Here is a 19,124-nt window from a genome sequence, read left to right as displayed (position 1 = left end):
TTTTTAAGTCATTTTAAATGACTCTGAGGTGTCTAACAAACCAATAGCGATTCACACCGCTCAAGATCGGCTATCATTGCTGACTGATGATGACGGCTTCCAACCATAATTCCCTGCAATTTCTGCTGTCTCGCCATTAGCATGGCGGTAGGTACCTGTCCCTGTACGCCTGTCAGTACACCAATCATTGCTATCGTGCCCCCCACTCTGGTTGCCTGTATAGACTGTGCCAGCGTGCCCGGCCCCCCAATTTCGACTGTCAGATCTGCACCACCGCCAGTTACTCTGGCAACAGTTTTCCCCCATTCCGGAGCTTCAAGGTAATTGATAACCGTTTCCGCCCCCAAAGCCAGAAGACGCTGCACTTTTTCTTCTGACGAGGTGGTGGCAATAACCCGTGCTCCCGCAGCCAGAGCAAACTGCAAAGCAAAAAGCGAGACACCGCCAGTACCCAGTATCAGAACGGTGTCACCCGCTTTGATAGCGCCCTCAACAAAAAGTGCCCGCCATGCTGTCAGAGCGGCGGTTGGCAGGGTAGCTGCTTCGATCGAAGTTAAATGTCGCGGGGCTCGCGTGAACCAGGACGCAGGGCGAGACACGTAAGACCTGGCATATCCGTCAACTCCATCGCCGGGGGTGGTTGAAAAGCCTGGTATGGGTTGCTGTCCCTGATTCCAGCCAGGGAAAAAACACGAAATAACACGATCACCAACTGAAAACTCACTGACGCCACTACCAGTTTCCGTCACTGTGCCTGCCGCATCCGTCAGGAGTATTCTGCCTGGCTGGCTGGGTAAATGCCCGATAACAACATTGAGATCGTGCTGATTGAGCGAGCTGGCTTCAATCTGTATACAGATTTCATCTGTTGCTGGAGTTACCAGAGATTCAGACTCTGCAAACTGCAGATGATCGATGCCGGACTGATAGCCAAGTTTCACGGTTGTCATATATTTTACCCTTGAGTCAGTAAGTTACTGGAGGTCACGGTCAGAAAGAGTTGTCTTTCATAATGCACAATCAGCGACTGTAACTTTTGTGTCTTTGAAATCATGAGTTCCATGCTCATAAGAAAATTACCGAAAAAGATGCCGGACTGCTGCCGTTCGCACACTTTGGCTCAACGCCTCCAACGATGCAGAACGGATATTCCAACGGTGCCAATACAGCCGGATATCAATAGGATTCTCGACCTGAAACGGTACTAATACGCCTTTTTCCGTGTGTGATGAGGCCACATGCTCCGGAATCATTCCCCACCCTAGCCCTCTGCAAATGGCGCCAACAAAAGCCGCTGTTGAAGGAACAAATTGCTGTGGCGGTTCAATTGCGGCAGGAACCAGCGATGCTATAAATAAGGATTGTAATCTGTCCTTATTATTAAATATCAGAAGCGGCGCGTTCTGGAAGCTGTCTGCGTCGATGCCGTTAGCAAAGTACGTGTCGTGAAATATCTGTGAGCAATAGGCGCGATAACGCATCGTTCCTAAATATTCCACGCCGCAGCCTTGAATCGGTTCCGGGCTGGCACTTACCGCTGCCATGACTCGGCCTTCACGCAGCAAGGTTGCCGAATGCTCCTGATCCTCGACAAGAATATCGAGCAAAATATCAGACTGGCGGAAGGCATCTTCCATCGCATCCAGAAACCATCCATCTATTGAATCTGCATTCACGGCCACTGAAATACACTGCCTGGCTGGCATTTCAAGCGTGCTAAAAAGCTCGCTCTCTAACATATCTATCTGTTCTGCATGCCGAAGTAGCGCTTGCCCTGTTGGTGTCGCTCGGCAGGGATTGCCTCTTACGATCAACACCTGACCCAATTGATCTTCCAATTGCTTGATTCGCTGACTGATGGCAGACGGCGTGACGTGAAGTTTACGCGCTGCAATGTCAAAACTGCCACTACGGACAATCTCCATAAACGCTCTCAGGGAAGGATAATTCAGGTGCATGGCTATTTTTATTAACAATATCAGGATGGTTTAATTTGCCTTAATTAAGGCGGCGATACAACTTGCACTGCGTTGTGGATACAACGGTCGATATTGGGGACATGTGGGATGAATGCGGGCAAGAATCACAGGCATGTCGAATATATTCAGCCGGCGACCATGTGGTCGCCGGGTGATAACATTTATTTTTTATTTTAATGGTGTAAATGTAAAAAGACTTACCAGTACAACTCCGATAAGCCTTTTTATCTGCACGGTTTTATCGACAGCCTGAGTTCAACTGCCAGCCCTTAATTCAACCGATAGTCCAGCGTGATATCGGCTTTAAGCACTTTTGACACCGGGCAACCCGCTTTCGCTTTTTGGATGATGCTATCGAATGTGGCGTCATCAATCCCTGGTAGCTTCACCTTGCTGTGCAGCGCGATTTTAGTGATCGCGAACCCGCCATCGACTTTATCCAGCGACACATCCGCGGTGGTATCAATCGACTCCGGCTTGTGGCCTTCTTCACCTAACATCAGCGATAGCGCCATAGAGAAACAGGCTGCATGCGCCGCTCCAATCAACTCTTCCGGATTCGTGCCGGGCTTGCCTTCAAAGCGGGTATTGAAACCATAAGGTTGCTGCTGCAATGCACCACTTTCCGTTGATACGGTGCCTTTCCCCTGCTTGATATCACCTTCCCAATACGCTTGCCCTTTCTTATGAATGGTCATGCTATATCCTCATCTTCATTGTTACAAATTAGCGATTGGCCGCTATTCTCGATACTGCGAAATAACATTATCGTCATACACTTTAAACCGTAGAACACATTGGGAAGAAAACCAAATTGATTGGTTCATTTACATAATAATTTCATCGTATAGAAATAAACTCGCTGATATATTCACTGCTTTATTATTTTAAGAAAAAACCTATTTTCCTGTTTATACAAAACGCAGATTATCGACACACCAGAATAATGTATTTTCAAAAAATGGATTTCCGTTCTGGCGTTTTTATTTATACAACTCACCTATGTTATGAATCTTGAATCATATTGGATGTGAAACATGAGTAAAATAACCTCATTAGCCTTGTCTGCATTATGCGTTATTCCTCTGATTAATACCGCTCACGCTCAGTGGGAACTGGACGATATCTGTTACGGCTACGCCACCGCAACGGGTTCTGGCTATCAGGGCGGCGCCCTTTTACTGGATCCTATACCACAGGACATGGAGATTACGGCATTAAACCGGAACCAGTTGGATTATCGTGGTGTGAAGGCGTCACTTGCAGGGGCTTACTTGAAAGTGAATGGGCCAAAAGGCAGTACGGTGGTTTATGTCACGGATCTCTACCCTGAAGGTGGCGATTGTGCATTAGATTTATCATTTAACGCCTTTGAAAAAATAGGCGATCTACGGGATGGGAAAATTAATATCGACTGGACGCTGATTGAAGCACCGGTAAATGGCAACGTCATTTATCGCATAAAAGAAGGCTCAAATCCTTATTGGGCTGCGGTACAATTCAGGAATGTAAAATATCCGGTTATTGAAATGAAATATATGCGCGATAACCAATGGATTGCCGCACAGAAAACCGATTACAACCACTTTATTGTTGAGCACGTTGGAATGAACAACATTCCCATTGAATTCACCGATGTAAAAGGCAATGTTCTCAGTGATACGCTGCCGCCAATGTCACAGAGCACATCATCCGCTTACCTGATCACGGGTAATGTTCAACTGTAATCCTCATCGCCTTGAGGGAGGCTGGCATTGCGCAGCGTCCCTCATTTCTGCTCAAACCACAGCTCTGTTAAAACCACGGCGGAAAACGCATACTTCGTTTTTATCAGCATTTTCATCATATTATCTGGACGCCATCGGCTGCTCATGCGTAAACTTCGTGTTTCCTACTTTTTCTATTGCTCAAATATTTGTTAGTTTTATCACTTCTTTAAGCGTTTGATTCGCCATCATTCGCACTACAGTATACCCTGTCGCAGATTGCATTTTCTTTTCTGCTTTAGGCATCATTACAAAAGGTCTCTTTTGCGTGGCAAAATTATTTTTACGTAGTGGAAGTTTGGATGATTTTCTGGCGCTGGGCGAGAACGGGCAGCCAGTTTACGCATCGGCACTTCAATTGCGGGAAACGTTACGTCTCAGAAAACAACAGCAGATTGCCGATTGTCTGGCGATTCCCCAACCCAATGAATATGGCGACCGTATTGACTGGTATTCGCCGATTGACGGTAAAGTCACCTCCTGGATTGCCGCGAGCGAAGAAGAACGAGAAAAAGCGCTGGCATTACTGGAAACCTATCAGGCTGCCGTGGCCGATATCAGCCAGCACGCACAAAGTGCAGAAAAAGCCGGGCAGAAACTTTTCGGTGTTTTGCTGGCAAAAGCGATACAGTTCCCAGGAGCGAATCACGTCTATCTGGTGGATGGCAAACCGGTCTTAACATTTTGGGGCTTCGTCAATCTCGATAAGAAATCCCGTCTTGATGCGCTGGATTGCCTGCGGCCTGTCATCAAGGAAGTGGAACCGCTTTTTGTTGCCCCCGCTCCCGCGGCAAACGCACCAACGCTGCCGTTGGTCGATCCCGTTCCCGAGCCGAAACCACAGCAAGTCAGCCCACCGGAACTCATCGAGCCAACACTTACGTCTGTCGCAGATGCAGCAGCCGTGCCTGCTCGTCCACGATTCTTCCGTCTGTGGTGGTTGTTACCCGCCGCCGCGCTGCTGGCGATTCTGTCATTGCAAATACGCGGCTGCGTGTCTGGGCAAGACGACAAGCCCGCATCCGATTTTGCCGCGACGGTCAAATCGGAAAAACGCGCCCTGCCTTCTTCCACACCGGCTGAGCCTGCGCCGCAGCAAGAAAGTACACCTGCTGTTCCGCCTGTCGCAGAAAAAGAGAGTGTGAAAGCAACTGAACCTACGGTTGCCGTTCCCCCTGTTGCAACTGCACCTGTCGTTGAAGCCGCTAAACCAGAAGCTCCTGCGGCCACAGAACCGAAAGAGCCTGTTGCGCCGCCGGTTGAACCTGTCGCCGAGCCAGTGCTCCCTGCGGGCAAAGATGATTTAGTGATGCCAGCCGAAGCGGTAAAAATCGGTTCCATCAAATTCCTGAACGGCAACTGGCGCGTCATTATTGATGGCAAAGCGCCAATTACCGGCAGGCCGCCTAGCCTGCGCTACCAAATTCAAAATGGAAAAGGAACAGCGCGTATCACTCATGGTGACGGTGTCACGTGTCGCGGCAACATTGAGGCAGGATTAATGAGCTCCGGCAATCTGATCATCAACAGTCGTTCAGGCGCCCGTTGTTCCGATAATTCTCGATTCCAAATGCCAGAACTGGTCTGTAAACAAGGCGCTTCCGGCGCTGCGGCGGAGTGTATTGGTCGCTATGACGAAAACACCGTTTTCCCGATGACGATAAAGCGCGAGAGTAAATAATCATGTTGGCGACGATTACCGATTATAAACAACGCATTACGTTGATTCAGGACAGCGGGATTCAGTTTCTGGATTTTGCCTTGAAGCCACAGCTTTCGGCTGAGCAACCTAACAGCTACGTACGTAAAAGTGCCAACGGCCCTTTGCTGCACCTGCTTTACGATTCACACACGGACAAATTCCTGCTGCCTTCTGCCACAGGGATGCCGCCGGAAGTGGTAAAGCCAGAGCTGAGCATTCCGCTTGAGCAATCGCTAAAGCTGCTGGAGAAAATCTGGCTACCGCTACCTTTCTTCCGTTTTAATCCGCCGCGCACCTTTATGGGCGGGCCGGATAACTGGGCACGGATGCAGATTCTTGCGTTAGATACGCCCGATCAAGATGGCAACACGCATCGTATTTGTCTGGCATTCGATACCAAGACTTACCCGGAAGGCCACGAATACGAGTCGCTGGCGCCTAATGCCAATGACATCAAAACCGGCGGAAGTTTCGGGCTGGCTTACCACAGCGACGAACTAGGTGAATTCCTGGATGAGACCTGGGTCGACGGCTGGCTGCGTGAAGTCTTTACTCAGCGGGTTAAAGCGCTGGAAAACCGGGATAGTCACGATGTGAAAGTGGCGCTCAGGGGCTTTGAATATCAGGCACATTACCTGAATGTGTTGGATATGCTGGGCAATCAGCTCGAAATACCGGAAATTCGCATCAATACCAGCACGTTGCAGGAGCCAGCAGTCGACGTTGATCTGATTTTGGACGTCGGTAACTCGCATACCTGCGGCATTCTGGTTGAGGATCACGCAGACGAAAGTAACGGCCTGAAGCAGACCTATGAACTGCAATTGCGCGATCTGAGTGAACCACATTATCTGTACAACGAACTGTTCGAGAGCCGCGTTGAGTTTTCACAGGCGAAGTTCGGCAAAGAAAACTTCTCCGTAGAAAGCGGCCGTGATGATGCTTTCATCTGGCCGTCGATCACCCGCGTCGGGCGTGAAGCCAGCCACATGGCGCTGCTGCGTCAGGGAACGGAAGGATCGAGCGGTATTTCCAGCCCACGCCGTTACCTGTGGGATGAAGAAAGCTATGCGCCAGGCTGGCGTTTCAGCCAGACGGATGGGCATGCGCAGACTGAACCGCTAGCCACCGCCATGCCGTTGACTATCATGCTGAATGATGAAGGTCAGCCGCTCTACAACCAGCCGTTAGAAGAACGTTTACCGGTATTTTCGCCGCACTATAGCCGCAGTTCGATCATGACATTCATGCTCTCTGAACTGCTGGCACAGACGCTCATGCAGATGAACAGCGCCGCTCAGCGGTTGAAGATGATCCACAGCGCCGCGCCGCGCCAACTGCGAAATATCATTCTGACGTTGCCTTCTGCGATGCCAAAACCCGAACGTGAAATTTTCCGCCGCCGGATGCATGAAGCCATTGCACTGGTCTGGAAAGCGATGGACTGGCACCCGATGGATGAGGATTTTACCACGCCAGCCGACAAGCAGCAGAGTCGGGTTCCGGTGCCTGACGTGCAAATCGAGTGGGATGAAGCCACCTGCGGGCAAATGGTTTATCTGTATAACGAAGCACAGGTGAACTTTGGCGGCCGGGCGGAGGATTTCTTCGCCAGTATGGCGCGTCCGGATAAAGAGCTGGACGGGGGGGAACCCGCAGGAAAAACGCTGCGCATTGCCTCAATCGATATCGGTGGCGGCACCACCGACCTCGCCATTACGCAATACTTGCTGGATGACGGCGTCGGCAACAACGTTAAAATCATTCCTCGCCTGCTGTTCCGCGAAGGCTTTAAGGTCGCAGGCGACGATATTCTGCTGGACGTGATTCAGCTCTATATTCTCCCTGCGTTACAGGCCGCGCTGAAAACTGCTGGAATGGCCAGCCCGGATGCGCTGATGGCGAAACTGTTCGGCAATGAAGGCCGGATGGACGCACAGCTTACGCTACGTCAGCAGGTGACGTTACAGGTCTTCATTCCGATTGGCCGCGCGATTCTGGAAGCCTACGAGCGCTTTGACCCGCTGGATACCAGCGCCGAGATCGAATCCACCTTCGGTGAATTGCTGGAACAGGCGCCAACGGAAAAAGTGCTGGAATATATCAATACGGAAGTACAGCGCGAACTGCCGGTTAGCGATAGCGTATTCGATATCTTGCAGGTGCCACTCATCCTCAAACTGAGTAAGCTGCACGGCGAATTCCTGTCTAACAAAATGGACATCACGCAGAACCTGCGCCTGATGTCTGAAGTCGTGTCGCTGTATTCGTGCGACGTGCTGCTGCTGACGGGCCGCCCTTCGCGTTTCCCCGGTATTCAGGCGCTGTTCCGCCACTTGCAACCGCTGCCGATTAACCGGATGCTGTCGCTGGATGGCTATCACACCAATGACTGGTATCCGTTTAACAAACGTGGACGCATTGATAACCCGAAATCCACTGCTGCCGTCGGTGCGATGCTGTGCCTGCTGGCGCTCGATCTACGCTTGCCGGGCTTTTACTTTAAGGTCGGTGATTTCCAGCCTTATTCGACAGTACGTTACCTTGGCATGATGGACAGCAACAACGCGCTAACGCTGGATAACGTTTGTTACAGCGACATCGATCTGGATGCGCCGGATTTCGAGCTTGACCCGCAACACCGCTTCCAGGTACGCGGTTCACTCTGTCTCGGTTTCCGCCAGTTGGACAACGAGCGCTGGCCCGCCTCCTCGCTCTACATGCTCTCGATTGTCGATCAGGATTTGGCCCGTAAGGTCGTCGGCGACAGTAAGCTGTACGTTCGGCTTGCTGTGACGAAGAGCGACGATCAAGACAGCCCAGAGCGCTTTGAGATTGCTGATGCCGTGCTGGAAGACGGCACTCGCGTTCCGACACACCATTTACGACTCAAATTGAACACATTATCCGCTAACGGCTCAGGTGCGACCCATTATTGGATCGATAGTGGGAGTGTATTTAAAAAATGAAACGATTAACGCCCAAACAGCTTTCTACCCGACTCCATGGCCAGTTACAGGCCGTCGCGCAAGGCGTTGAACAGGCCATCAACTGGGTTGAGACCACACGCCAGAACGCCCCGCGTCTGGATATTGAAGCCGATCGTCTGATTGTCAAACTACGCCGTAACCACAATAAAGCACAGCACCTGTCCGATGTGGCGCTGAAAGAGATCGCTATCGGTTTTTTTGGCCTGTCTCAGGCGGGAAAATCCTATCTGATCGCCTCGTTGGCCGGGGGCGAAAACGGAAAACTGGAAACCTCATTTGAAGGCCAACAGCTGGATTTTATCGAGCATATTAATCCATCTGACCGGGCAACCGCGCTTGTCACGCGCTTTAGCCGACAGTCCGGTGTGAAGAACAAATCGTTTCCCGTTCAACTGCAACTGCTCAGTGAACTGGATATTGGCAAGATCATGGCCAACGCGTTTTTGAACGATCTCAATCAAGAGACAACGTTTGAAGAGCTGGATGAACGCCATATTGCAGAACACATTAAAACGCTACTGATGCATCGTCAGCCAGAGCCCGTTGAAGGCATGAACCGCGATGACGTGGTTGAACTGTGGGACTATCTCGCGCGGCACGACGTCAAACGGCAAAAACAGCTGGAAGCACACTTCTGGCCGATTGCAATTGAATTAGCCCCGTATCTCACCGTTGACGATCGCGCCCAGCTTTTCTCCGTGCTGTGGGGCGAACAGCATTCGCTGACTGCCGCCTATCGCCATTTCAGCCACACGCTGCAACACTTGTCCGGCACGCGTAAGCTGTTAGTACCGCTACGAACACTGGTGGATGATGAGTTAAAGCCGGCTGACGGCCTGATCGACGGTTCGGCGCTGGAACGGTTTCACAGTGCTGACGACCCTGGCGTGCTGGTGCGGCCGGTTCAGAATGGCCGCGCCGGGAAAACGACGGAGCTTTCGCTGGCAGAGTTAACGATGCTGACAGCAGAGCTGCTTATTCCGTTACATTCACCGCCCAAAGAAGCGCTGTTTGAGCAGGTTGATGTGCTGGATTTCCCCGGCTTCGGTGAGATCCGCGAAACGCGGGACAAGCCACCAACAGGACGACAACTTATACCGCATCCACTGGCGCACACGCTATTGCGGGCGAAACGTGCCTATTTGCTGGAACGCTACACCGATAATCAGGAAATGAACGTCCTGATGGTATGCAGCGCCGCCGGCGATCGTGGCGACGTTAAAGTGGTCGGCAAGGCGCTGGATCACTGGGTTAAACAGACTCAAGGCGAAAATGCACAGGTACGCAGCCATCGTAAACCGGGGTTGATTTGGGCGGTCACCCGTCACGATCGCCGTATTACGCACGGGCAAAACTACGATGCTGCGGTACAGCGTTATGTGGGTAATCCAGGCGACGCCTGGGGAACCATGCTGGCGATGGACAAACGCGGCGTCGCGCGTATGGCAACATGGCTGGGGGCTGAAGTTCATCGGGACGTTAAACTGGGGCGCATCAGCGAACAACTTAACGAACTTCAACGTGAACTCAGCGATAACCTGTTGGGGAACTGGTATCTGCCCGTTGATGTGGACGACCCAGCGGAAAAACAGCACGTCGCAGAAACTTTGCTCAAATCGCTCCAGACCCGCACAGGCGTGCACGGAGAGCTACTGGAACGGCTGCTGCCTTCACGCGATGAACTGCGTCGGCTGTACTTGCAACAGCAAGGAGCGAGCTATGGCGGTTTCCATGCCGATGTTGAGGACCTCTCTACGCCGTTAGCCAATAGCGATCCGTTTGGTGTTGGGATCGAAATCGATCTCTTTGCTGATGAACCGATCGCGCTTGACCAACCTGCAACGCCCGTTCTGACGCTCGATCATGGCTACGAGGCAGATTACGCCCACGGCGTTTACCGTTTCTGGATTAACCACTTACGCAACCTGCCAGAGAATGCCCCGCTTCTCGAGCTGCTGAATGTGCCGAAAGCGACGATCGAAATGCTGGTCGAGGAATTGATTACCGGCAGCATCCGCTTGCGGATCGAAGAGGCACTGGTCGATATGCTGGTTGATGGTGAGCCGTTGGGCATCAACCGCGAGAATAAAGCTGACCGTCAGGTTTCACGCGTGCTGACCATTCTCGGTGACTTTGTCGCCTGGCTCGGTTTCCAGCAACTTGATGAATCCTTGCGTCCTGCCAGTCGTATCAATCGTGGCCATAAAATTTTCGCTAAACCCGAAAAGCAGGCCGTCAGCTTTGGCGCTTCACAGCGCTTAACCAAACTGTCGCTCACACCCACCAACAATACGGCATTTTATATCTATGACTGGCTGGTTGGCCTAAATGAGATGATTATCCAGAATGCTGGCTACTCCGCCGCGCGGGAAGTCAGCGTGGAACAGCGCGAACAGTTGGGCACGATTCTGGCGTTAATTAAACCCACAGAGAAGTAATTTTCACCCTACCGTTGTCGATAGAGGAAACATGGCGTGACGTTGTCATAAAATTTGCGCCATGTTTCTTTTTTTTCTATACCTTCCCTCTAAATATGTCTCCCATCCCTTAGCTATTCCTACCTATCTTATTTGACGAACGATGGATTCAATCTATACCTAACTATACCTAACTATACCTAACTATACCTAAGTTGATACCTTTCCTGAGAGGCAAAAGACAATGAAACTGAAAGCACTTATCCTGACAGGCTTGCTCTTTTCCTGCGCCACCTTCGCGGCAAGCACGACGGTGGCGCTGAATGAAGCACTGCCAACGGGGGCTGGCGACAGTATTGGTAAGGTGTCCATTACAGAAACGCCGTATGGTCTGCTTTTCACTCCGAATCTGAAAGGTCTGGAAGCGGGTATTCACGGGTTCCACGTGCATGAAAATGCCAGTTGTGAACCTGCTGAACAGGACGGTAAGCCGGTTCCCGCCCTGGCGGCGGGCGGCCATCTCGATCCGAAGAAAACGGGTAAACACCTTGGCCCTTATAACGATCAGGGACATGTGGGCGATCTGCCCGGTCTGGTGGTGAATGCCGATGGTACCTCCACCTACCCGCTCCTGGCTCCGCGGATAAAATCACTGTCTGAGGTGAAAAACCACGCGTTGATGGTACATGTTGGTGGGGATAACTATGCAGACACGCCAGCAACATTAGGCGGTGGCGGAGCCAGAATGGCATGTGGTGTAATTAAGTAAGATTACGAGAAAGCCTGTGCGGTGCCACACGGCACCACACATTAACAGTAGTGGTTAGCGAATAGCGCGTTTTAATATGCGATTAGCGCTACTCAGGAAATCATCGGCAACCTTATTGACCTCTCCATTGCCGTAATCCAGTTTTTGCAAACTGCTCGTCCACAGTTGAACCAGTTCCTGATTTTCCATAAACGGTGAAACGGGCACCTTAGAGGTCGGTTGCTCCGCTGCCGCCTGATAGGCATTCGCTAACAGGTTACCAGCGTTGATCACCCCGATATCTTCCAGCAGTTTTTGCGCTTTCGGGTTAGCAGGCATCCCGTTTTGCAATCCTAGTGCCTTCACGCCTTCGGGGTCACTCAGCATGAAACTCATCAGCATCGCGGCTTCTTTGGGATGCTTACTGTTCTTGCTAATGGCGAACAGTGAAGACGGCTTGGTGGTAAGCCCCGAATCTTTTGCATCTGGCATCGTGATAAACGGCCCCGTTTCTAACACCGTCTCTTTAGGCATGTTGCTGGAATAGGTGTAGATAGCTGAATCCCATAGGTACATCCCAGCTAATTCACCGTTAATCCAGGGACGAATCTCATAGACGTTCGTGCGTCCGAACGAGGAGAAATAACGCTGATCGGGTATCACATGGGAATCAACCAGTTTTTTATAAAAACCGAAGAGTTCCCTTACCTGATCACGGCTATAGGCAATGCTCTGTTTCTTCTCATCAATGAGATCAATACCGTATTTCTGTGCCATGTAGCTACGGCCGAGCGTAAGAATATCCAGCACATCGCTTGAACCTTGTGCAACGCCAAGCGGGTAATAATTATCGCCCAGTTTTTGTTTAAATACCGGGCCAGCGGCAAACAGCTCATCCCAGGTTTTCGGGTAGACGAGGCCCGCCTTGTCCCAAGTGGTTTTGTTGTAAATCATGCTGCGGGACGTCATCGAAATCGGCAGGCCTTGCAGTTTCCCTTTGACGTCCGAAGTTTTCAAGTAGTTAGGAGGGAAATCTCCCAGCCCCAGAATGTCTTTTTGCTTATTCAAATCATAGAAGCCATCGCCATTGCGGGAAAACTGCGGCAGCCAGTTCCAGTCAATACGCATAACGTCAGGTTCCTGGCCCCCAGCCATCTGAGTTGACAGGCGGGAAAGGTAGCCGTCCCAGCCAGCATATTCAGCTTTAACAGTAATGGTCGGGTTGGCTTTTTGAAACGCGTTAATTGCCGCGAGTGTCGCCTCGTGCCGTTGATTACCACCCCACCACGAGATGCGGATCTCGGCAGCATCAGCAGAATGAGAAAATGCGGCGCCCACGGGAAGCGCAGCACAGAGTAGGAGCAGGTAAGATAATTTGTTCCGTGTTTTCGCCATAATAAAACCCTTATAATAGTATTCGGAGGTTTCCACCTGTTTGTCGGTATGCTGACAAACAGGTACTACGGATGCGGAAGCGTTTACTGCCTGAAATATCCTGGCAGGGATTCTGATTAATTCCCTCTTTTCAGGTTAACGGCCAGTTCGCTTATTTTCACTGGCCGTTCGGTGCGTAATGATCGATTGGCTGCAATGCCGGTTAGAATAGACATCGCCCCATCACGATAATCAGCTGCACGATGTAATGGATCGGGTTCCGGTATACCAAACAGATCGTTTAACATGACTTGATCGCCGCCGCCGTGTCCGCCTGCTTTAAATTCAACCGGCACGACATAAGGTTCGTCAAACATCGGATAGACCTTTATTTCACACTCATTCAGCGCACCTTCATCCTCTTTTTGTCCGCCTCCGTTTACGTAAGATTTTTCCACCAGTTTCATTTCCAACCGGCCCTTACTACCATTAAACACCACGTTCAGCCCTTCCCAGGGCAAATACGCGTTGAGTGAGTACGTCATGATGGCTTTGCTCTTATAACGCACCACGACACCCAGAACATCTTCAATATTAATGCCGTCATCGAATACACTTTTATCACGGTAATAGCCGTCTTCATGTTCAGCATCTAAATACAACGCCGTCAGTTGTTCACTTTGATTCATATGCAGCGCAAACGGATCATTTTCTGCTGCGGCGCTATTATGTGAACGTGAATAAAATTCTGTGACCCCGCGCGCTTCAGCGTTGGTTTTACCGTAAAAACGTAAATCACCTTGCGCATAGACCGTTTCCGGCTCGCTATTCAGCCAGAAATTCACCAGATCAAAATGGTGTGTAGATTTATGCACCAGCAGTCCGCCACTATTGCGCTTGTCACGGTGCCAACGGCGGAAATAATCTGCTCCGTGCTCAGTATTCAACAGCCACTCAAAATGAACCGAATACACCTCACCAATCAACCCGGCGGCAATCAGTTCACGGACTTTGCTGTGATGTGGTGCGTAGCGGTAATTAAAGGCCACACGTAATTTACGGCCGGTGCGGTTAATCGCATCAATAATCGCCTGACATTTTTCTTCATCGATCGTCATCGGTTTTTCACTGATGACATCACAGCCTAATTCCATCGCCCGGATAATATAATGATGATGCGTCCGGTCTATAGACGTCACAATAATAATGTCTGGCTTGGTTTCCGCGATCATCTGCTCGAACTGTTCAGCGCGATACGTCGCCACATTATCGTGTCCAAATTTATGGACAATCTGGTTGGCATAATTCATTCGCGTCTGGTTAGTATCGCAAAAAGCGACAAAATGTCCCTGTTCCTGATAATCCCTGGCAATAGACTCCAGATAAAGGCCTGCACGGCCTCCCGTTCCTACTACGGCATATTTCTTTTTCATTCTGCGTATTTCCTCCAAATAACTTAGGGCACATAGCCACACTCTTACGCTTTTGCCATAAAAAATAGAGCATACCCACATTGTTCACCTTCATATTATTGCCATGTGATGCGTTTACCTGGCAGTAGGATAAAGATTGACATGCTCCATCTCTCATAAATACAAATTGAATATTTACTCTATTACTATTTGATTTTATTGGTAATGTTAGATGCGATTTATCCCTCACTCCTCACATTAAATATGCATCAACCCCTTTAAGTGCTCATGTGCCAACGGGATTTTCTCTAAAATGGCGCAGCCAGTTCATTCAAAGCCCTTCGATTTTTCCAGTCATAACTACACGCCGGACACCGAGTTACGATCGTGATAGCTTTCTCCTTTTTCACCTCACGACGTGACATAGCTCGCATTTTATTTTCAATCCGTCTGAATATGCCGGATAATCGGCACGTAACTCATGACAGAAGGAAGAAAGCGACCAGCGCGTAAGGAATCACTATGCAGACTTTTTTTCAAGACAGGCTGTCCACTCCGCTTGGGGAGTTATTGATTATTGCGGATGGAAATAATTATTTACGTGCCGTCGAGTGGCGCGAGTATGAAGACGATTTATTTCGCTCACTCAATCGCAGTTATCGAAATGATCCCTTTTCGTTACAGTCTCGTCATAATCCTGGGGGCCTGACAGAGAGCCTGCAACGCTATTTTGAAGGTGAATTAACGATTATTGATACGCTGCCAGTGGCTTCCGTCGGGACCGAATTTCAGCAGCAGGTCTGGCGGGAATTACGTCGTATTCCTTGCGGAGAAATTACCACCTACGGCGAACTCGCGACACTATTGGGGCGTACTGGCGCAGCACGTGCTGTTGGCATGGCAAATGGCTCAAACCCTGTCAGCATCGTGGTTCCATGCCACCGTGTCATCGGTACTGGTGGTGCACTGACCGGTTATGCGGGCGGCATTCACCGCAAACAGTGGCTATTAGCTCACGAAGGGTATTTGCCACGGCAGCTATTTATCTCAATGGAATAGTGTGTCGTTATAATTTCTGCGCTTCCACTGTGCGAAAATGTCCATCCGAATTACTTATCGCCATAAGCGATTCGGATTAATCAATGTGTTAACCGTTCGGTAACGTACTGAAAAAAATATTATCTCCGAACAGATCTTATATATTGAAATATTTTCCAGCAAAATCGAAAAATTATAGCTAGTTCACTATTTATTGGTCTATTCCAGTGGTTGCCGATCTTATCACGGTCGATAAAAGCTGTTAAAATTGACCGATATCAATTATTGCCTGAGCAAAGCCTATGATCCCGGAAAAGCGAATTATCCGACGCATCCAGTCTGGCGGTTGTGCAATCCACTGTCAGGATTGCAGTATCAGTCAGCTATGCATCCCTTTCACTCTGAATGAACACGAGCTTGATCAGCTCGATAACATCATCGAAAGGAAGAAGCCTATCCAGAAGGGGCAAGCGCTGTTTAAAGCAGGTGATGAACTGAGATCGCTGTATGCCATTCGTTCCGGTACGATAAAAAGCTATACCATCACGGAGCAAGGCGACGAACAGATCACCGGTTTTCATCTGGCAGGGGATTTGGTGGGCTTTGATGCTATCGGCACGGCTCAACATCCGAGCTTCGCTCAGGCACTGGAAACATCGATGGTCTGCGAAATTCCTTTCGAGACGCTGGACGATCTCTCAGGGAAAATGCCTAACCTGCGTCAGCAAATGATGCGCCTGATGAGCGGCGAAATCCGTAGCGATCAGGACATGATTCTGCTGCTGTCGAAGAAGAATGCTGAAGAGCGTCTGGCAGCATTTGTCTACAATCTCTCTCGCCGTTTCGCTCAGCGTGGCTTCTCGCCGCGTGAGTTCCGTCTGACCATGACGCGCGGTGATATCGGCAACTATCTGGGGCTGACCGTTGAAACCATCAGCCGTCTGCTGGGACGTTTCCAGAAAAGCGGAACGCTGGCAGTAAAAGGAAAATACATCACGATCGAGAATCTTGATGCACTTTCAGAATTAGCTGGTTCCTCACGTAAATAATCATTACCGCCGAACTCGTTGACGTTGCCGCTTTTTCTACTGTGGCTGCGTCAATGTTCACCCTCTTCCCACATCATCCGTTATATTCCTTATTTTGTTATTCTGCTGCTTATCTCTGTTGTCCAAAACGATTCCATTGCGGTACTCTTGAATTATCGGCTGTGGAGTAACAGCTGTTTGGAGGAGCTATGGCAAAGTATCAGAACTTACTGGTAGCTATTGACCCAAATCAGGATGACCAACCAGCGCTGCGTCGGGCGGTTTACCTGGTTCAGCGACTTGGCGGCCGCATCAAGGCATTTTTGCCGATTTATGATTTCTCTTATGAAATGACAACGCTGCTTTCCCCTGATGAAAGAGTGGAAATGCGTCAGGGGGTTATCCAGCAGCGGACCGAGTGGATTGCGGAACAGTGCAAATACTACCTTGAAGCGGGCATTCCAATCGAAATCAAAGTGGTGTGGCACAATAAGCCCTTTGAAGCCATCATTCGGGAAGTCATTTCCGGTCAGCACGACCTATTGTTGAAAATGGCGCATCAGCACGATCGGCTGGAAGCCGTTATCTTTACGCCAACCGACTGGCAGTTGCTGCGCAAATGCCCTTGCCCCGTGTGGATGGTCAAAGATCAACCTTGGCCAACCGAAGGTCGGGCGCTGGTTGCCGTCAACCTGGCCAGCGAAGACCCTTATCACGATCCGCTTAATATCAAACTGGTATCGGAAACGCTGGAACTGGCTCAGCAGGTTGACCAGACCGAGGTTCATCTGGTCGGTGCCTACCCGGTTACCCCCATTAATATCGCCATTGAACTGCCTGATTTCGATCCCAGCGTTTACAACGATGCGATTCGGGGGCAGCACCTTATCGCGATGAAGTCGCTACGGCAGAAATTCGGTTTGGATGAGCGTGTGACGCACGTAGAAAAAGGCCTGCCAGAAGAAGTGATCCCCGATCTGGCAGAGCATTTACAGGCGGGTGTCGTGGTGTTGGGTTCCCTGGGCAGAACCGGCCTTTCCGCTGCTTTTATCGGCAACACCGTCGAGCATGTGATTGATCATCTGAAGTGCGACCTGCTTGCAATTAAACCCGATGACTTCGTTTCGCCGATTACACAGGAAGAAGGCGATAACAGCTGATTGCTCGTTTCACACGTTTGAATCAAATAATGCCAGCCTCTCAGCGCTGGCATTATTTTTTTACGATAAGGTGCAAAAAAGGGGCCTCATTCGCCCCTTTCGCTGTCTACCTTCGTCACGCTTACAGCGCTTTCAGAATCGCCTCAACGCTGTCTTTGGCATCGCCAAACAGCATCTGCGTGTTCTCTTTAAAGAATAGCGGGTTCTGTACGCCAGCGTAACCGGTATTCATAGAACGCTTGAACACGATAACATTCTGCGCTTTCCACACTTCCAGAACAGGCATGCCTGCGATTGGGCTATGCGGATCTTCCTGCGCGGCCGGGTTAACCGTGTCATTCGCGCCAATGACCAGCACGGTGTCGGTATCGGTGAAATCATCATTAATTTCATCCATTTCCAATACGATGTCGTAAGGCACCTTCGCTTCAGCCAACAGCACGTTCATGTGACCAGGCAAACGCCCTGCAACTGGGTGAATACCAAAGCGAACGTTGATACCGCGCGCGCGCAGTTTTGCGGTGATGTCATGCACAGGGTACTGCGCCTGCGCGACAGCCATACCGTATCCTGGTGTGATGATGACCGAGGTTGAGTTCTTGAGCAAATCAGCCACATCTTCCGCTGACGCTTCACGATACTCACCCACTTCTTCACTCTCACCAGAGGAAACGCCGTCTGTACCAAAACCACCGGCAATCACGCTGATAAAGGAGCGGTTCATCGCCTTACACATGATATAAGACAGAATCGCACCAGACGAACCCACCAGAGCGCCGGTTACGATCAGCAGGTCATTGCTCAGCATAAAGCCCGCTGCCGCTGCCGCCCACCCCGAGTAGGAATTCAGCATAGAGACCACGACTGGCATGTCCGCACCGCCAATCGACGCAACCAGATGCCAGCCGAATACCAGTGCAATCGCCGTCATCAGAATCAGCGCAAGAACCTGCAACGCCACGCTTCCGGTACTGACGAAAACCAACAGCAACAGGAAGGACACAACCAGCGCCGCCAGATTCATTTTATGGCGATGAGGTAGCATCAACGGCTTGGAAGAGATCTTGCCGCGCAGTTTGCCGAAAGCGACAACCGAACCCGTGAAAGTCACGGCACCGATGAAGATACCCAGAAAGACTTCCGTCAAATGGATATTAACCATCACCGGATCGGTGATTTCACCGTGATCGAGGAAGCTGTTAAAACCAACCAGTACCGCTGCCAAGCCCACAAAACTGTGGAGGATGGCGACCAGTTCTGGCATTTCGGTCATTTCAACCTTACGCGCCAGATAAATACCGATTGACCCACCGATCGCCATCGCAACGATGATCCAGCCAACGTTGCCAGAATCCGGCCCCAAAATCGTCGCGATCAGCGCGAGCGCCATCCCGCTGATACCGAAGATATTTCCTTGTTGCGACGTTTCGTGCTTGGACAAACCAGCCAAACTGAAAATAAAGAGAATTGCGGCAACAATGTATGCAGCAGTTACTAATCCACCAGACAT

At 50.4% G+C, this 19,124-nt stretch carries 14 protein-coding genes; 8 read left to right on the top strand and 6 right to left on the bottom strand.

The window, feature by feature from the left end; translation table 11 throughout:
- Window positions 1–32: 32 nt before the first annotated feature.
- From ACKQAD_RS01085 to ACKQAD_RS01075, 3 genes are all read right to left on the bottom strand, one after another.
- Window positions 33–950 carry a zinc-dependent alcohol dehydrogenase family protein gene (locus ACKQAD_RS01085; protein WP_409158434.1) on the bottom strand — a complete coding sequence of 306 codons (918 nt, stop codon included), beginning with the start codon at window positions 948–950 and terminating at the stop codon, window positions 33–35.
- Window positions 951–1,076: 126 nt separating this feature from the next.
- Window positions 1,077–1,958, bottom strand: coding sequence for an HTH-type transcriptional regulator ArgP (locus tag ACKQAD_RS01080; RefSeq protein WP_409158433.1), 882 nt, complete (start codon window positions 1,956–1,958; stop codon window positions 1,077–1,079).
- A gap of 290 nt (window positions 1,959–2,248) precedes the next feature.
- A complete protein-coding gene (locus tag ACKQAD_RS01075) occupies window positions 2,249–2,677 on the bottom strand; it encodes an OsmC family protein (protein ID WP_409158432.1) in 429 nt (142 codons plus the stop codon).
- A 339-nt stretch (window positions 2,678–3,016) separates the two neighbouring features.
- Here ACKQAD_RS01075 and ACKQAD_RS01070 point away from each other — a divergent pair, with 339 nt between their 5' ends.
- The 5 genes from ACKQAD_RS01070 to sodC all read left to right on the top strand — a co-directional run bounded on the left by ACKQAD_RS01070 (window position 3,017) and on the right by sodC (window position 11,623).
- Window positions 3,017–3,706: an expansin EXLX1 family cellulose-binding protein gene (locus ACKQAD_RS01070; protein ID WP_409158431.1), complete on the top strand. Its 690-nt coding sequence runs from the start codon at window positions 3,017–3,019 to the stop codon at window positions 3,704–3,706.
- A 307-nt stretch (window positions 3,707–4,013) separates the two neighbouring features.
- Entirely contained in the window at window positions 4,014–5,426 is a 1,413-nt protein-coding gene (locus ACKQAD_RS01065; RefSeq protein ID WP_409158430.1) for an SrfA family protein, read from the top strand.
- A gap of 2 nt (window positions 5,427–5,428) precedes the next feature.
- On the top strand, window positions 5,429–8,416 hold the full coding sequence (locus tag ACKQAD_RS01060; RefSeq protein ID WP_409158429.1) for a virulence factor SrfB: 2,988 nt from the start codon (window positions 5,429–5,431) through the stop codon (window positions 8,414–8,416).
- Window positions 8,413–10,875: a putative virulence factor gene (locus ACKQAD_RS01055; protein WP_409158428.1), complete on the top strand. Its 2,463-nt coding sequence runs from the start codon at window positions 8,413–8,415 to the stop codon at window positions 10,873–10,875. The genes ACKQAD_RS01060 and ACKQAD_RS01055 overlap by 4 nt, the downstream gene beginning before the upstream one ends.
- Before the next feature lie 223 nt (window positions 10,876–11,098).
- On the top strand, window positions 11,099–11,623 hold the full coding sequence (gene sodC, locus ACKQAD_RS01050; protein ID WP_409158427.1) for a superoxide dismutase [Cu-Zn] SodC: 525 nt from the start codon (window positions 11,099–11,101) through the stop codon (window positions 11,621–11,623).
- A 54-nt stretch (window positions 11,624–11,677) separates the two neighbouring features.
- On the opposite strand, the gene ACKQAD_RS01045 is transcribed toward sodC, so the two are convergent.
- Together ACKQAD_RS01045 and ACKQAD_RS01040 are read right to left on the bottom strand one after the other, a co-directional pair.
- Window positions 11,678–12,997, bottom strand: a complete 1,320-nt coding sequence (locus ACKQAD_RS01045) for an ABC transporter substrate-binding protein (protein WP_409158426.1) — start codon at window positions 12,995–12,997, stop codon at window positions 11,678–11,680.
- A gap of 116 nt (window positions 12,998–13,113) precedes the next feature.
- On the bottom strand, window positions 13,114–14,409 hold the full coding sequence (locus ACKQAD_RS01040) for a Gfo/Idh/MocA family oxidoreductase (protein ID WP_409158425.1): 1,296 nt from the start codon (window positions 14,407–14,409) through the stop codon (window positions 13,114–13,116).
- Window positions 14,410–14,910: 501 nt separating this feature from the next.
- On the opposite strand from ACKQAD_RS01040, the gene ogt reads away from it, so the two are divergent.
- The 3 genes from ogt (at window position 14,911) to uspE (ending at window position 17,614) form a co-directional block, all read left to right on the top strand.
- Window positions 14,911–15,447 carry a methylated-DNA--[protein]-cysteine S-methyltransferase gene (ogt, locus tag ACKQAD_RS01035; protein WP_409158424.1) on the top strand — a complete coding sequence of 179 codons (537 nt, stop codon included), beginning with the start codon at window positions 14,911–14,913 and terminating at the stop codon, window positions 15,445–15,447.
- Between the two features lie 281 nt (window positions 15,448–15,728).
- Window positions 15,729–16,475: a fumarate/nitrate reduction transcriptional regulator Fnr gene (gene fnr / locus ACKQAD_RS01030; RefSeq protein WP_409158423.1), complete on the top strand. Its 747-nt coding sequence runs from the start codon at window positions 15,729–15,731 to the stop codon at window positions 16,473–16,475.
- A gap of 188 nt (window positions 16,476–16,663) precedes the next feature.
- Window positions 16,664–17,614, top strand: coding sequence for a universal stress protein UspE (gene uspE / locus ACKQAD_RS01025; protein WP_409158422.1), 951 nt, complete (start codon window positions 16,664–16,666; stop codon window positions 17,612–17,614).
- A 121-nt stretch (window positions 17,615–17,735) separates the two neighbouring features.
- Here the strand turns inward: uspE and pntB are convergent, their stop codons facing one another.
- Window positions 17,736–19,124, bottom strand: a complete 1,389-nt coding sequence (gene pntB, locus ACKQAD_RS01020; protein ID WP_409158421.1) for a Re/Si-specific NAD(P)(+) transhydrogenase subunit beta — start codon at window positions 19,122–19,124, stop codon at window positions 17,736–17,738.

The sequence above is a fragment of the Pectobacterium artocarpous genome, assembly GCF_046159765.1.
GTDB lineage: Bacteria > Pseudomonadota > Gammaproteobacteria > Enterobacterales > Enterobacteriaceae > Pectobacterium.
This window is presented reverse-complemented; position numbering and strand designations above follow the sequence as displayed.

Bases quoted from the DNA above. Each gene is read 5' to 3' on its own strand.
- ACKQAD_RS01080 (WP_409158433.1), bottom strand. From the start codon at position 1,958: ATGCACCTGAATTATCCTTCCCTGAGAGCGTTTATGGAGATTGTCCGT.
- ACKQAD_RS01040 (WP_409158425.1), bottom strand. From the start codon at position 14,409: ATGAAAAAGAAATATGCCGTAGTAGGAACGGGAGGCCGTGCAGGCCTT.
- ogt (WP_409158424.1), top strand. From the start codon at position 14,911: ATGCAGACTTTTTTTCAAGACAGGCTGTCCACTCCGCTTGGGGAGTTA.
- sodC (WP_409158427.1), top strand. From the start codon at position 11,099: ATGAAACTGAAAGCACTTATCCTGACAGGCTTGCTCTTTTCCTGCGCC.
- pntB (WP_409158421.1), bottom strand. From the start codon at position 19,124: ATGTCTGGTGGATTAGTAACTGCTGCATACATTGTTGCCGCAATTCTC.
- ACKQAD_RS01085 (WP_409158434.1), bottom strand. From the start codon at position 950: ATGACAACCGTGAAACTTGGCTATCAGTCCGGCATCGATCATCTGCAG.
- uspE (WP_409158422.1), top strand. From the start codon at position 16,664: ATGGCAAAGTATCAGAACTTACTGGTAGCTATTGACCCAAATCAGGAT.
- ACKQAD_RS01070 (WP_409158431.1), top strand. From the start codon at position 3,017: ATGAGTAAAATAACCTCATTAGCCTTGTCTGCATTATGCGTTATTCCT.
- fnr (WP_409158423.1), top strand. From the start codon at position 15,729: ATGATCCCGGAAAAGCGAATTATCCGACGCATCCAGTCTGGCGGTTGT.
- ACKQAD_RS01045 (WP_409158426.1), bottom strand. From the start codon at position 12,997: ATGGCGAAAACACGGAACAAATTATCTTACCTGCTCCTACTCTGTGCT.
- ACKQAD_RS01055 (WP_409158428.1), top strand. From the start codon at position 8,413: ATGAAACGATTAACGCCCAAACAGCTTTCTACCCGACTCCATGGCCAG.
- ACKQAD_RS01060 (WP_409158429.1), top strand. From the start codon at position 5,429: ATGTTGGCGACGATTACCGATTATAAACAACGCATTACGTTGATTCAG.
- ACKQAD_RS01075 (WP_409158432.1), bottom strand. From the start codon at position 2,677: ATGACCATTCATAAGAAAGGGCAAGCGTATTGGGAAGGTGATATCAAG.